We start from the raw sequence: 14,651 nt of genomic DNA on the forward strand, positions 1-14,651 counted from the left end.
TCAGGCTTTTCTCTATTATTACCCACAATGAGGTTTAGAGGATCGATCGGCCTCAGATTCCTGATTAACAGCTTCAGTTAAACAACATATACAAAAAAATCCCCCGCCAGAAGGCAGGGGATTTCATTTAATTACCTAGAAACCAGAGTTCAGAGTTACCCGAATTTCCCGGCTGTCGAGGCAATTACAAAGGCCGCGTAAGTGAGGACGTTGCCCACAGTAAAGTGAACTAGGCCAACCAAACGACCTTGGACGATCGACAAAGCAACAGGCTTGTCTTTCCAGCGAACCAAGTTAGCCAAAGGAGTGCGCTCGTGAGCCCAAACCAAAGTCTCGATCAACTCTTGCCAGTAACCTCTCCAAGAGATCAGGAACATGAAACCAGTTGCCCAAACAAGGTGTCCGAATAAGAACATCCAAGCCCAGACTGACAAGTTGTTAGTACCATACGGGTTGTAACCGTTGATCAACTGAGAAGAATACAGCCAGAGGTAATCGCGGAACCAGCCCATCAGGTAGGTAGAAGACTCATTGAACTGAGCCACGTTACCTTGCCAGATGCCCAGGTGCTTCCAGTGCCAGTAGAACGTTACCCAAGCTAGGGTGTTCAACATCCAGAATACAGACAGGTACATCGCGTCCCAAGCAGAGATGTCGCAAGTACCGCCACGGCCGGGGCCGTCGCAAGGGAAAGCATAACCGAAGTCTTTTTTGTCCGGCATCAGCTTAGAACCGCGTGCATCCAGAGCGCCCTTGACCAAGATCAAGGTGGTGGTGTGCAAGCCTAGTGCGATCGCGTGGTGAACCAAGAAATCGCCAGGTCCGATCGCCAAGAACAGAGAATTAGTACCGCTGTTAATCGCATCCAACCAGCCTGGGAGCCATACGTTGCCGTAGTTGGGCCAAGCGGTAGAAGCAATGCTGTCGGGGTTAGACAACAGCACGTCCATGCCGTAGAGAGCTTTGCCGTGAGCAGCTTGGATGAACTGTGCGAACACAGGTTCAATCAAGATTTGCTTTTCAGGAGTACCGAAAGCTACTACAACGTCATTGTGAACGTACAAGCCGAGAGTGTGGAAGCCCAAGAACAGCGACACCCAGCTCAAGTGAGAGATAATCGCTTCTTTGTGCTGCAACACGCGATCTAGCACGTTGCCTTTGTTTGCTTCAGGATCGTAGTCCCGCACCAAGAAGATAGCTCCGTGGGCGAAAGCGCCGACCATGATGAATCCAGCGATGTACTGGTGGTGGGTGTAAAGCGCAGCCTGAGTCGTGAAGTCCTTACCTATAAAAGCGTAGGGAGGCATCGCGTACATATGCTGTGCTACCAAGGAGGTAATTACGCCCAAAGCAGCGAGGTGAAATGCCAGTTGGAAGTGCAGCGAGTTGTTGTAGGTTTCATACAAGCCTTGGTGAGGCAAGTTGAACTGCCCTTCACTCTTGCCGCCGACCAAACCAGCCTTAGAATCCAACATCTCTTTGATGCTGTGACCGATACCGAAGTTAGTCCGGTACATATGACCGGCAACGATAAACAGAACTGCGATCGCCAAGTGGTGGTGAGCAATGTCTGTCAGCCACAGGGATTCTGTTTGAGGGTGGAAGCCACCCAAGAAAGTCAGAATTGCGGTTCCAGCGCCTTCGGAAGTACCGAAGACATGGTTCGCTGCATCTGGATTCTCGGCGTATACGCCCCAGTTACCACTGAAGAACGGAGCCAAACCAGCCGGGTGAGGCGGGGTAGACAGGAAGTTGTCCCAACCTACGTGCTGTCCGCGAGATTCGGGGATAGCAACGTGAACCATGTGACCAGTCCAAGCCAAAGAGCTGACACCGAACAAACCAGCCAAGTGGTGGTTGAGGCGAGATTCAGCATTTTTGAACCAAGACAAGCTGGGGCGGTACTTTGGTTGGAGGTGCAACCAACCTGCGAACAGGAATACAGCCGCCAGTAGTAGCAAGAAGATAGCTCCTTGATACAGGTCGGCGTTTGTCCGAATCCCTTGGGTGAACCACCAATGGTAGACACCGGAGTAAGAGATATCCACCGGGTTAGAAGCGCCCCCTTGAGTGAAAGCTTCTACTGCAGGAGCGCCGAATTGCGGGTCCCAAATCGCGTGAGCGATCGGGCGGACGTTTAGAGGGTCTTTAATCCACTGTTCAAAGTTACCTTGCCATGCTACGTGGAACAGGCTGCCCGATGTCCACAAGAAAATGATTGCTAGGTGGCCGAAGTGAGAAGCAAAAATCTTTTGGTAAAGATTTTCTTCGGTCATGCCATCGTGGCTTTCAAAGTCGTGTGCTGTGGCAATCCCGTACCAGATCCGCCGTGTGGTCGGGTCTTGGGCAAGGTCTTGGCTAAATTTTGGAAATTTCGTTGCCATAAGCCTTGATTAATCCTGAATCCTGAACAAAATTGAAGGGATTCGGTTCGGAGTTTGGATTCTCGATTTGAGATTCCTCCCAAATCGAGAATCCAAAACCTAGGGGTAGTTTACCCTACCGAAATGATTCGCGCTAGGAAAAATGCCCACGTAGTGACAATTCCTCCTAGGAGGTAGTGAGCTACACCCACAGCCCGACCCTGAATAATGCTCAGAGCGCGAGGCTGAATCGACGGAGCTACCTTGAGCTTGTTGTGAGCCCAAACAATCGACTCAATAAGTTCTTGCCAGTAGCCGCGGCCGCTGAACAGGAACATCAAGCTGAAGGCGAAGACGAAGTGTCCAGCTAGGAACATCAAACCGTAGGCCGACAGTGCCGAACCGTAGGACTGAATTACCTGAGAAGCTTGCGCCCAAAGGAAGTCCCGCAGCCAGCCGTTAATCGTGATCGCACTTTGTGCGAAGTTGCCACCGGTAATGTGAGAAATTGTGCCGTCTGGCGATACTGTTCCCCACACGTCCGACTGCATTTTCCAGCTAAAGTGGAAAATCACGATCGAGATGCAGTTGTACATCCAGAACAAGCCTAGGAACACGTGATCCCAACCAGAAACTTGGCAGGTGCCGCCACGGCCGGGGCCGTCGCAAGGGAACCGGAAGCCCAAGTTGCCTTTGTCAGGAACCAAGCGAGAACTGCGTGCAAACAACACGCCTTTCAAAAGAATCAGGACTGTAACGTGAATGGTGAAAGCGTGGATGTGGTGGATCATGAAATCCGCCGTACCCAACTCGATCGGCATCATCGCTACTTTGCCGGCTACTACTACTGCACCGCCGCCAAAAGCGTGGCTAACGATTTCCGTAGCATTAGGCGCTGTTGTGCCCGGAGCCAAAGCGTGGATGTTTTGCACCCACTGGGCAAATATCGGACGCAACTGAATCCCGGTATCCGAGAACAAATCTTGAGGACGACCGAAAGCGCGCATCGTGTCGTTGTGAACGTACAAACCGAAGCTGTGGAAGCCCAAGAATATACAAACCCAGTTCAGGTGGGAAATGATCGCATCTCTATGACGGATCACGCGATCCAACAAGTTGTTGACATTTCCAGCGGGATCGTAATCCCGAACCATGAAGATTGCTCCGTGAGCGGCTGCTCCAACAATCAGGAATCCGCCAATCCACATGTGGTGGGTGAACAGGGATAGCTGAGTCGGGTAGTCGGTCGCGATGTACGGATAGGGAGGCATCGCGTACATATGTTGGGCGACGATGATGCTCAAAGAGCCCATCAGTGCCAAGTTAATCGACAGTTGCGCGTGCCAAGAATTAGTCAGGATTTCGTAGAGACCTTTGTGACCTTCACCAGTGAAGGGGCCTTTGTGGTTCTCTAGGATTTCTTTCATGCTGTGGCCGATGCCCCAGTTCGTCCGGTACATATGACCAGCGACGATGAATAGCACTGCCAAAGCTAAGTGGTGGTGTGCTGTATCAGTCAGCCACAAACCGCCTGTGGTGGGGTTCAGACCGCCTTTGAAGGTCAGGAAGTCTGTATATGCGCCCCAGTTGAGGGTGAAGAAGGGGGTTAAACCTTTAGCGAAACTCGGGTAGATGTCAGCCATCAAGCCGGGTGTCAAAATCCACTCGTGCGGCAGGGGGATGTCGGCAACTGTTTTGATCAGCTTACCGCCGACTGTCAGCGGTGCACCTGCATCGATCGCGTCCATGCAAGCATTGATCGGCAGAGCAACGTGAATTTGTTGTCCTGCGAAGCCCAAGCACCCGCAGCCTAACAAAACTGCCAAGTGGTGGTTCATCATCGATTCCACGTTCTGGAACCATTCCAGTTTCGGAGCGCGGACGTGATAGTGGAACCAACCGGCAAACAGCATCAAAGCTGCCATTACCAGGGCGCCGATCGCAGTGCAATATAGCTGGTATGAGTTAGTGATGCCGTTGGCGCGCCACAATTGGAATAGACCAGAGGTGATCTGAATCCCGTGAAAGCCGCCGCCTACATCTGCATTTAAAATTTCTTGACCAAAAATCGGCCAGACCACTTGAGCGCTGGGCTTGATGGCTGTAGGATTTGTCAGCCAAGCTTCGTAATTGGAAAATTTAGCGCCGTGGAAATATGCGCCACTCAACCATACGAAGATTACTGCCAAGTGGCCGAAGTGAGCGCTAAAGATTTTGCGCGAAACGTCTTCTAAGTCACTTGTATGACTGTCAAAGTCGTGAGCGTTAGCGTGGAGGTTCCAAATCCAAGTGGTGGTTTTTGGCCCCTTAGCTAGAGTGCGATCAAAATGACCGGGTTTTGACCACTTCTCGAAAGAAGTTGGAACCGGATTTTTATCGACTACTACCCTAGCTTTTACCTCTCGCTCTGGAGGACTAATGGTCATGAAGACTCTCCTCTCGGTAAGACAAGGAACGAGAACTGAACACTGTACCGGACACTCCCCACGCTTGATTAGGCGGGGGATTCTCGAAAAAGCCGACACTTCACTGCACTTTACTCTTTGCAGAGCTAGACGCAGGTGCATCGTTTCCCCAAGCATTTTGCTTCTGTGAAGAAGCCAGTTTCCCAGTGTCGCTAACAATGTGACTGGGTACTGCTAACTCTTCTCGCTATCTGGAGTCGCCGATCGCCTCCTTGATTCAGACTTGATACGGCTGCTCCTTTTGAGGGAGTTTTATGAATTATAAGCTTGCTAGAGGAGTATTAATCGCTTGTTAACAATACTTAAAAAAGCCTCTATTCTTGATGTAATAACGCCTTTAAATCCCACAGTCGCTCTAAAAAGTCAAGGGGTACTGCCATTAACTTTACAAAACTCAAAGATAAGGTAATTTAGGAATACTCATTTGTAGATATATGTTTGTTTTGGAAAAAGGCTGCAGCAATTAAGAGTAGGAGACGATGGGTTGCCCGCTGCTGCCTCAATCCGGGTTCCTACGCGGCTTTGGAATTCCGAAGTCGGCAATTCCCCAATACTAAATTCATTTTTGGGCTATAGTTCCCTATGAGAAGGCTTCTAGGAGTATGGTTGCGTGATTGGGATCAATTGGCACAGAACGGTTGCGGGCAGGCTGCTGGCATTGTTCGCAGTAGCAGTATTAATTTTGGGTTTAGCAAGTTGTGGCGCGGGCCATCCCGAATTGCCCAAATCAGGGAACAAGAGCGGCTCAGCTACCGCCCCAGTAAACAGAATCTCAGAGGTTTCTCCCCCAGAAGCCATTCAACAACTGCGTCAGGCTCTAGAAATCTACCAGCCTCAAATTAGTATTTTGAATCCAAAACCTGACGAAGTGCTTCAGGATATAAATGTATCTGTTGAGTTCCAAGTGAAGGACTTGCCCATTTTCAAAGATGCAAACTTGGGTTTGGGCCCCCATCTGCAAGTTTTATTAGACAACCAACCTTATGCAGCAGTTTACGATATCAACCAACCTTTAACGCTCTCCGACTTAGAACCCGGAACCCATACCCTGCAGGTGTTCGCCGCCCGCCCTTGGGAAGAAAGCTTTAAAAACGAAGGTGCCGCGGCTCAAACCACCTTTCACGTTTTTACCAAAACAGACGACAATAATCCCGATCGAACATTACCCCTATTAACGTACAACAGCCCCCAAGGCAGCTACGGGGCAGAACCCATCCTGCTCGACTTTTACTTGACAAATGCCCCTCCGCACGAAGTGGCGCAAGAAAATTCCCAAGATGAAATACTCGATTGGAAAATTCGAGCCACAGTCAACGGCCAAAGCTTTGCGATCGACCAGTGGCAACCTATATATCTTAAAGGATTCAAACCAGGGAAAAACTGGGTAAAGCTAGAATTAATTGACGAACGGGGAAATATCGTCAAAAACGCCTTTAATAATACAGTCAGACTGATAAATTTCCAACCGCTCGGCCAAGAGCCTCTTTCAAAATTAGTGCGGGGCGAACTAACAGCAGCAGAAACTCGCGGTATAGTCGATCGCACCTACCAAGCCCCCGAACCGACACCAACCCCAACTCCCGAACCGACGCCGACACCTGCATTAGAAAAAACACCAGTTGTCCCACCCTCACCAGCGGTTCCAGAAACCCCTGTTACCGAACCCAGCTTAGAGCCAACAGTCGCTCCCGAAGTTGCTCCCATTCAAGTAATAGAACCGACACCAACAGCAACCCCCCAACTCGAAGCGCCGAAAATTGTAGAACCAATTCAAGCAATAGAACCGACACCGACAGGAACCCCCCAACTCGAAGCGCCGAAAATTGTAGAACCAGTTCAAGTAATACAACCGACACCGACAGCAACTCCACAGTTAGAAACCCCGAAAGTTGTTGCACCAGTTCAAGTAATAGAACCGACCCCAACAGCATCTCCCCAAACAAAAAAACAGGAATATAAAGGATACTACAATCGGTTCCGCAACTTCTTGCGTGAAGAACCGCAACCTGCTAATTTTTCAGAGCCACCAACCCTGCCAGAAATAACAGGAAAAGCTCCAGTACCAAAAGTAGTGGCTCCCGCGATACCAGAACAATCTCCCAATCTTGTACCGCCAACGCCACCAGTTGCCGCTGAAACTCCTAGCCAGCCAACTACCCAATTAGCAGATCCCAAAACAACTGCTTCCGAACCAGAAAATCCGCCCAAATCCGAACAAAAAGTCGAATTTGCCACCTAACAAAATCTTTCTGGGATTCGTGGCATGGGTGTCCCGCCCGTGCTCCATCTGCGGTCAAAAATCAAAAATTAGGACACTAAAAAATGACCTACCTCGAAACAGCCGCCAAATTCTACAGCGATGTTGCCGAAACACCCCAAATCGGACTTTGCTGCGTCCAGAGCAGTCCCTTGCAATTGCCAGGATTAAAAATTCCTCAACAAATGCAAGAAATGAATTACGGCTGCGGCACAACCGTTCACGCAGCCGAACTTGTCGGCAATCCCTTCGTGCTTTATGTAGGCGTCGGCGGCGGCTTGGAAGCACTACAATTTGCATATTTTTCTAGACACAAAGGAGCAGTTATTGCCGTCGATCCGGTTCCAGCAATGCGAGATGCGGCTGCACGAAACTTGCAAATAGCCGCCCACGAAAATGAGTGGTTTGATCCGAGTTTTGTAGAAATTTGTGAAGGCGATGCTTTTGCGTTGCCGGTACCGGATGCTTCTGTAGATGTTGTCGCCCAAAACTGCTTGTTTAATATCTTTGAACCAGCGGATTTAGCTAAAGCATTAAAAGAGACTTATCGAGTGTTAAAACCGGGTGGCAGATTGTTGATGAGCGATCCGATCGCAACTCGCCCCATTCCGCAGCATTTGAAGGAAGACCAACGCTTGCGGGCCCTGTGTTTGTCCGGCGCTTTGACATACGCAGAATACGTTCAACACCTTGTAGACGTTGGTTTTGGGCAAGTCGAAGTGCGGGCGCGCCGTCCTTACCGATTGCTGGACAAACACAATTATCAATTGGATGCAGATTTGCTGTTAGAAAGCCTAGATTCGGTGTCTTTCAAAGTGGATGTACCGGATGACGGAGCTTGCATTTTCACTGGGAAGACGGCGATTTATACGGGGTCTGAAGAGCTGTTTGATGACGGGGCAGGCCACGTTTTGCAGCGGGGAGTTCCGGCGGCGGTGTGCGATAAAACTGCGGGGAAGTTAGGGGGATTGATGCCCGATAATGTGTTGATTACTGACTCGACTTGGCATTATAACGGCGGCGGTTGCTGTTAGATTTATTTCGGAATAATGGGGCTGTAATCTTTTGGGAATAGAGTGTTTCTCAAAGAAGTGAGGTGTGGGCGCTTCCTATGCCCTCTTTGCACCTCATGTTAGTGAGCCATGGTATAAGCTGTCGCGCATTTGAATTGTATATTCAGGGCGGGCGGGACGCCCAACCCTAATCCCCACAAGACTTTGATTTTTTTTGACATACAATTTAAAGGCCGCAACAGCTTAGAGGTCTCTAATTTTAGACTTCGCCTCAAATTTTCATCAAATTTTTATTTCCCCCTGACATCCTAGCGGGAGAAGGTTCACAACTCTGAAGTAAGGAATAGATTGCTCTTGAGAGGAGTGGCTGTTTTCATCACCCCCGTTCGCTAAATGTGAGGAGGAAATTTCCATGCTATCGAAATCTTTAACTTCAAATTCATTATCGATCGTCCGTTACGGGTCTAGTTTTGTTTTGGGATTAGTGTTGTGGACGGCTCCAACCCCGGTGCTGGCGCACGTTGGGCATGACAACGAGTTTGCAGGTGGCGATGCGGCGAAGATTATGCAACCGATCGAGGTCGATGCCAGTAAAGCAACCGCATTGGGAATTAAGACAGAGGCAATTGCCCCTACAACCGATGGAGGTATTGTCAAAGTTCCCAGCACCAGCTTAGTTGATGCCAATGGGCAAAAGCTCGTCTACATCCAGGAAGGAACAACCTACAAACCAATCTCAGTTCAGATTGGTAGCGACTCTGGAGATGTGGTGGAAATTAAAGAAGGCAATTTAGTTCCGGGAAATCAGATTGTGATGCAGGGGGCAACGTTTTTGTACTCGGAGGCTTTGCGAGGTAAACCACAGGCAGAAACGGCATCACCCGCTACATCGCAAGTAGAAACGCAGGCATCACCCGCTACATCGCCAGCAGAAACGCAAGCATCGCCCGCTACATCGCCAGCAGAAGCGCAGCCTGCTCAAGGATCGTCACCTTTGATGTGGGTAGCAGGCGCAGGAGTTTTACTGGTGGGTGGATTAGCCGTCTTTGGGTTAAAAGGCAAGGACTAATAGACATTCAAAAACCAAGATTTTTGGTAACAGTCGATCGCGACGGAGTAAAAATCTTTACTCCGTCTCCTAAAAGCTTGCCTAATGCTATCCAAATTTCATCCTTATGTTAAACGTCATCCCCAAATGGTCTATTGCTCAACGATGGTTAGTGGTGTTCGGGGCGATCGCCCTAACCATCTGGAGTACACATACTGTAAGTCGAATGCCCCTCGACGTGTTGCCCAACTTTGCGCCCCCTCAAGTAGAAGTACAGACAGAAGCCCCCGGTCTTGCGCCGGAAGCGGTGGAATCGTTGGTGACGTTACCGCTAGAAAGTGCGGTCAACGGAACACCAGGAGTTGAAGTCGTTCGTACCTCCTCAGCCGTAGGAATTTCTGTATTGCGGGTGGTGTTTAAGTGGGGAACTGACCCCTATCAAGCTCGTCAACAGGTGGCAGAGCGATTGCAGGACGCGCAAGACCGATTACCCGAAGGAATTGGTGCACCACAGATATCGCCCCTAGCTCCCCCCATCGGAACGGTGATTCAATATGCGTTCACGTCTGACACTACATCGCTCATGGAAGTGCGACGTTTGGTGGATGGCAAAGTCAACAATCGCTTGTTGGCAGTTCCAGGCGTATCGCAAGTGCTGGTTTACGGCGGAGATTTGCAGCAGTTTCAGGTGATTGCGAATCCTGAAAAACTCCAAGCGTTGAAGGTTTCCCTTCAGGAAGTCGTCAAGGCGGCAAACGAGGCAAATGCCAAAACCGCAGGTGGATTGTTGATTGACCCCGATCGCGAATTGGTGATTCGAGGCGAGGGACAAATCCAGACGATCGCAGATTTGCAAAAAGCTGTGGTCAAGGTGCAGGAGGGAAAACCCATTCTACTGCGGGATGTGGCAGAGGTGAAGATTGGGGCTGCACTCCAGCGAGGCGATGCCAGTTGGAATACTAAACGGGCTGTGGTGGTGATGGTCAACAAGCAACCTTTGGTGGATAGTCCCACCGTCACGCAAGCCATCATCGAGGCGATGGAGGAAATTAAACCAGGTTTACCCAAGGATGTGAAGGCAAACGTCACTTTCCGGCAAGATGCCTACATTGATGCCTCAGTTGGTAATGTGCGAGCAGCCTTGATCGAAGGCAGTTTGATTGTCGCAGCCATCCTGATTCCCTTTCTGATGAACTGGCGCACCCTCACCATCTGTTTGCTGGATTTCTTTCTCACGCTACTGTTCTCGTTGTTGGTGTGTTCCTGGATCGGGCTGGAACTCAACACCATGACTCTCGGCGGATTGGTAGTGGCGATCGGGACAGCAGTGGATGATGCGATCGTCTATTGCGAAAATACCGATCGCCGCTTACGGGAAAATCGCCTCTCGCCCAATCCCCAGCCACCACTAGAGATTATTTTTGAGGGTTCTCAGGAGGTGCGCGAGTCGCTGATTGGAGCGACGTTAATTGGGATTATCGTCTTTTCACCGATTTTCACCCTCTCTGGGGTAGAGGGGCGGATCTTCACCCCAATGGGCATTGCCTATCTGGTGGTGGTAATCATCTCCAGCCTGGAATCCCTAGTAATATCCCCTGCATTGTGTGCCATTCTACTGCCTCACAGCCGGATGCAGACGACAGAACCCTTCCTAGCCCGGTGGTCTAAACAACTCTACGATCCGTTGCTGCGAATGGCGATGCGTCGCTCTACCTTAATTTTAGGACTGGCAACAGCCTCAATGGTAGCGGCCATGCTGATTGTGCCGACGTTAGGACGGGATTTTCTGCCAACATTCCAGGAACGATCGCTCATGAATGCGATCGCCCTTTATCCGGGTTCCTCACTCGAAGCAACCAATCGCGTTGGGTTAGCGATTCAAACAGCACTTAAGGATGACCCCCGGTTTGAATCAGTACAACTCCGGGCGGGGCGTGCTCCGGGCGATCCGGATGCGGCATCGGTGAACTTGGCACACTTGGACGTGGAACTGAGTGAAGCTGCGATGCAAAACCGTCCTGCCTCGATTGAAGCCTTGCGGGAGGCATTGGGTCAGTTTCCGGGAGTTGCTACCAATATCGGTGGATTTATCAGTCACAGGATGGATGAAGTGTTGTCGGGGGTCAGGAGTGCGATCGCCATTAAAGTATTCGGCAACGATTTACAAGAACTACGCCGCATTGGAGAACAAATCGAAACGACAATGAAAGACGTGAAGGGATTGGTAGACCTTCAGCTTGAGCCCCAAATACCGATCCGTCAAGTACAAATTCAATTTAACCGAGATGCAGCCGCTCGCTACGGATTGACGATCGCCCAATTGTCCGATTTCACTGAAACAGCCCTGAATGGTCGCGTGGTTGCTCAAGTGCCCGATGGTCAACAGTTGGTCGATGTGTTGGTTTGGGTCAACGAATCTGCGCGTCGCAATCTCAACACGATTCGCAACCTCCAAGTTAATGCCCCAACAGGTCAAATCATCCCGCTTTCGGAAGTGGCAAAGGTTGACTTTGGCAATGGCCCGAACACGATTAACCGAGAAAATGTCTCTCGTTTAATTGTGGTGTCAGCCAACGTACAGGGACGCGATGTTGCTTCGGTCGTCGATGACATTCGCGCCAAGGTTAAGCAATCGGTGCAACTGCCCCAAGGCTACTATATTCAGTACGGCGGACAGTATGAGTCGGAACAACGCGCTGCTCAAAACTTCCTAATTTTCGGAATATTAGCAGTGCTAGCGATCGCCGTATTGATGTACTTCACGGTGAAATCCGTTCCTGCCATGCTGATGGTTATGATCAACTTACCATTAGCCCTGGTTGGCGGTGTTATCTCAGTCCTGCTGACGGGCGGCGTTATCTCAGTTCCGTCAATGGTGGGCTTTGTTACCCTGTTTGGCGTAGCGACGCGGAATGGGTTGCTGCTTGTAGACAACTACAACACCAAACTGGCACAAGGAATGCCACTTCCCAAAGTCATTGTCGAAGGCTCGATGGAACGGTTGCTGGCAATTTTGATGACAGCACTCACCTCGGCATTAGGGATGATTCCCCTGGTTTTAAGCGGTGGGGCTGGTAAGGAATTGTTGCAGCCGCTAGCGATCGTCGTCCTCGGCGGACTCTTTACCTCAACTGCTCTCACCCTAATGGTTCTACCTGCATTGTATGCTCGATTTGGGAAGTTTCTGATGCCTCAACGGATGCTGGAAATCAACGAGTTGAGAAACTACAGCATGGAGCAGACACCAACGAATGGAGATGGAGTAGGGCTAAAATGAGAATTCTGCTGGCGGAAGACGAACCAGATTTGGGTGCCATTGTGCAACGCACCTTGAGCCGAGAAAAGTACCTGGTGGATTGGGTGCAAGATGGCACAACTGCTTGGAACTATCTGGAAGACCAATGGATCGAGTACACGGTTGCCATTTTTGACTGGTTGCTGCCGGAAATCTCTGGCGTCGAACTCTGCCAACGCTTGCGCCAGCAGAATAATCCATTACCCGTTTTGATGTTGACGGCAAAAGATCGAACAGAGGATATGGTGGCAGGGCTAGATGCGGGTGCTGATGACTATCTGATGAAACCGTTTATTAAAGCAGAATTGTTAGCTCGGTTGCGGGCACTCCAGCGACGGGGACGGAGTTTGTCTCCAGAACACTCACCCCATTTCAATCCTGCCCAACTAGAGGTGGGGCGATTGCTGCTTGACTATACTAAATCCATCATCTGCACTACGGATGACGGAGGACAGCTAAGGGTTATTCCTCTGACGGCTAATGAGTTTCGGTTATTGGAATATTTCATGCAGCATCCGAACCAAATCCTCACGCGCGATCGACTTTTGACTCGTTTGTGGGATGTAGATACTGACCCGATGAGCAATGTAGTTGCTGCCAGAATTCGTCTGTTGCGCCGCAAGCTGGCAGATTATGGCTGTGACGGGATGATTGAAACGGTTCATGGATTCGGGTATCGCTTGAACAAGTAATATGCACTCCAACAAGCTATTTAACCGCACGCGCTGGCAACTTGCGGGTTGGTATGCGATCGTCCTGGGGTTGTTGTTAGGTATATGCGGTGTTGCAGTCTATCAGGTTGTGTTTCACACGCAGCGGTACATCCTCCAGGAAAAACTACAGTCCTTAGCCGGAACGCTGCATGACACTATCGAACCACAATTACAACAACCGGGACAGCTTTCATCCAGCTTGAAAACTATTTTGCCCGGTTTGTGTCTGTGGAATGAAAACTGTTACTCTTCAGGCAATGACGGGGCGCGACATACTGCTAGGGTGTTTCAGCAGGAGGGATATTATCTCCGCTTTTTAGACCAATCTGGGGAAATATTAGCAAAGGTTGGAGAGCAGCCGGATGTATTAGAAAACTTTGCACCAAAAGAGTTTTGGCAAATTCTGCATCTTTCTAGTGGCGATCGCTTTTATCAAATTTCTCTATTACTGAGAACAAACAGCGGTTTGCCTTGGGGTTATATGCAAATTGGGCGATCGCTCAAAGAATGGGATGCCTATCTTAACACCTTGCGATTGTTGCTCTTTTTAGGCTTACCCTTGGTCATGCTGCTAGTGGGAGGAGCTAGTTGGTGGTTATCTGGACTAGCGATGCGACCAATTTATCAATCCTATCTCCAGATGCAGCAATTCACCTCCGATGCCGCTCATGAATTGCGAACGCCTCTGGCTGTCATTCAGACTACTGTTGAGGATACTCGTCAGGCTGAAGATTTACCGGAGGTTAGTCAAAACCTGGATATTATTGAACGACAAAACATCCGCCTTTCTAGGTTAGTGAAAGATTTATTGTTTATTTGTAGAATTGAGCAACAACAGATTCCGACTCAATTGCAGCATTGCTGTTTCAACTATCTAATCGGCGATTTAGTAGAAGAACTTGCAGGTTTAGCAATGGTGGCTGAGGTGGAATTGATGTTAGAAATTCGTGCTTCGCGAGCCGTTGTAATTCTTGGGGATGAAGCCCAACTTTACCGAATGGTGACGAATTTAATTACCAACGCTATTAACTACACTCCCCCAGGAGGGCTAATCCTTGCCATCCTCGATTGCACCGACAAGGAAGCCATAATTCAAGTTCAAGATACAGGTGTTGGTATCGCCCCAGCCGAACAAACGCGAATTTTCGATCGTTTCTACCGAGTGCAGAGCGATCGTTCTAGAGCCACGGGTGGTGCTGGATTAGGGCTATCGATTGCAAATGCGATCGCAGTGGCTCATCAAGGCAGCATTCAAGTCCAGAGTGAGTTAGGAAAAGGCAGTACATTTACAATCCGTCTACCACTCAAATGAGAACAATATTACTGCGATCGCGTCAAGATTGCCTTTGCAAGGGGAATCGCAGAATATCAATTTGTGGGTTAACTCGATCGTAAGTGCGATCGAGCAGAATAAAATTAACGGTGTATTGGTTATTTTGGAAAATAACAGCCGGGAAAACCAAGGAGAAAATTGGGGTTCAGCCAGAGGGGAGAATT

At 49.7% G+C, this 14,651-nt stretch carries 8 protein-coding genes; 6 read left to right on the plus strand and 2 right to left on the minus strand.

Annotated elements, in window-relative coordinates:
* Positions 1-155: 155 nt before the first annotated feature.
* Positions 156-2,384: a photosystem I core protein PsaB gene (gene psaB / locus QUA03_RS09160; protein WP_333057331.1), complete on the minus strand. Its 2,229-nt coding sequence runs from the start codon at positions 2,382-2,384 to the stop codon at positions 156-158.
* 110 nt (positions 2,385-2,494) lie between these two features.
* Positions 2,495-4,789: a photosystem I core protein PsaA gene (gene psaA / locus QUA03_RS09165; protein WP_333057330.1), complete on the minus strand. Its 2,295-nt coding sequence runs from the start codon at positions 4,787-4,789 to the stop codon at positions 2,495-2,497.
* Positions 4,790-5,438: 649 nt separating this feature from the next.
* Here psaA and QUA03_RS09170 point away from each other — a divergent pair.
* The 6 genes from QUA03_RS09170 to rppB all read left to right on the plus strand — a co-directional run bounded on the left by QUA03_RS09170 (position 5,439) and on the right by rppB (position 14,466).
* Positions 5,439-7,067 carry a hypothetical protein gene (locus QUA03_RS09170; RefSeq protein ID WP_333211454.1) on the plus strand — a complete coding sequence of 543 codons (1,629 nt, stop codon included), beginning with the start codon at positions 5,439-5,441 and terminating at the stop codon, positions 7,065-7,067.
* Between the two features lie 83 nt (positions 7,068-7,150).
* A complete protein-coding gene (arsM, locus tag QUA03_RS09175; protein WP_333211456.1) occupies positions 7,151-8,119 on the plus strand; it encodes an arsenosugar biosynthesis arsenite methyltransferase ArsM in 969 nt (322 codons plus the stop codon).
* A 391-nt stretch (positions 8,120-8,510) separates the two neighbouring features.
* Positions 8,511-9,167, plus strand: coding sequence for a hypothetical protein (locus QUA03_RS09180; protein WP_333211458.1), 657 nt, complete (start codon positions 8,511-8,513; stop codon positions 9,165-9,167).
* A gap of 106 nt (positions 9,168-9,273) precedes the next feature.
* Complete coding sequence (locus tag QUA03_RS09185; protein WP_333211459.1) at positions 9,274-12,423, plus strand: efflux RND transporter permease subunit; 3,150 nt, start codon at positions 9,274-9,276, stop codon at positions 12,421-12,423.
* Positions 12,420-13,133 (plus strand): two-component system response regulator RppA, encoded by a 714-nt coding sequence (rppA, locus tag QUA03_RS09190; RefSeq protein WP_333211461.1) that lies wholly within the window; start codon positions 12,420-12,422, stop codon positions 13,131-13,133. Before QUA03_RS09185 ends, rppA begins: the two co-directional genes overlap by 4 nt.
* 1 nt (position 13,134) lies before the next feature.
* Positions 13,135-14,466: a two-component system sensor histidine kinase RppB gene (gene rppB / locus QUA03_RS09195; RefSeq protein ID WP_333211463.1), complete on the plus strand. Its 1,332-nt coding sequence runs from the start codon at positions 13,135-13,137 to the stop codon at positions 14,464-14,466.
* The last annotated feature ends 185 nt before the right edge of the window (positions 14,467-14,651 follow it).

Origin of the sequence: Microcoleus sp. S36b_A4 (assembly GCF_036700645.1) — a bacterium.
Classification (GTDB): domain Bacteria; phylum Cyanobacteriota; class Cyanobacteriia; order Cyanobacteriales; family Microcoleaceae; genus Microcoleus.

Excerpts from the sequence above, each read along its gene's own strand:
- psaB (WP_333057331.1), bottom strand. The coding sequence starts at position 2,384 with ATGGCAACGAAATTTCCAAAATTTAGCCAAGACCTTGCCCAAGACCCG.
- psaA (WP_333057330.1), bottom strand. The coding sequence starts at position 4,789 with ATGACCATTAGTCCTCCAGAGCGAGAGGTAAAAGCTAGGGTAGTAGTC.
- arsM (WP_333211456.1), top strand. The coding sequence starts at position 7,151 with ATGACCTACCTCGAAACAGCCGCCAAATTCTACAGCGATGTTGCCGAA.
- QUA03_RS09180 (WP_333211458.1), top strand. The coding sequence starts at position 8,511 with ATGCTATCGAAATCTTTAACTTCAAATTCATTATCGATCGTCCGTTAC.
- QUA03_RS09185 (WP_333211459.1), top strand. The coding sequence starts at position 9,274 with ATGTTAAACGTCATCCCCAAATGGTCTATTGCTCAACGATGGTTAGTG.
- rppA (WP_333211461.1), top strand. The coding sequence starts at position 12,420 with ATGAGAATTCTGCTGGCGGAAGACGAACCAGATTTGGGTGCCATTGTG.
- rppB (WP_333211463.1), top strand. The coding sequence starts at position 13,135 with ATGCACTCCAACAAGCTATTTAACCGCACGCGCTGGCAACTTGCGGGT.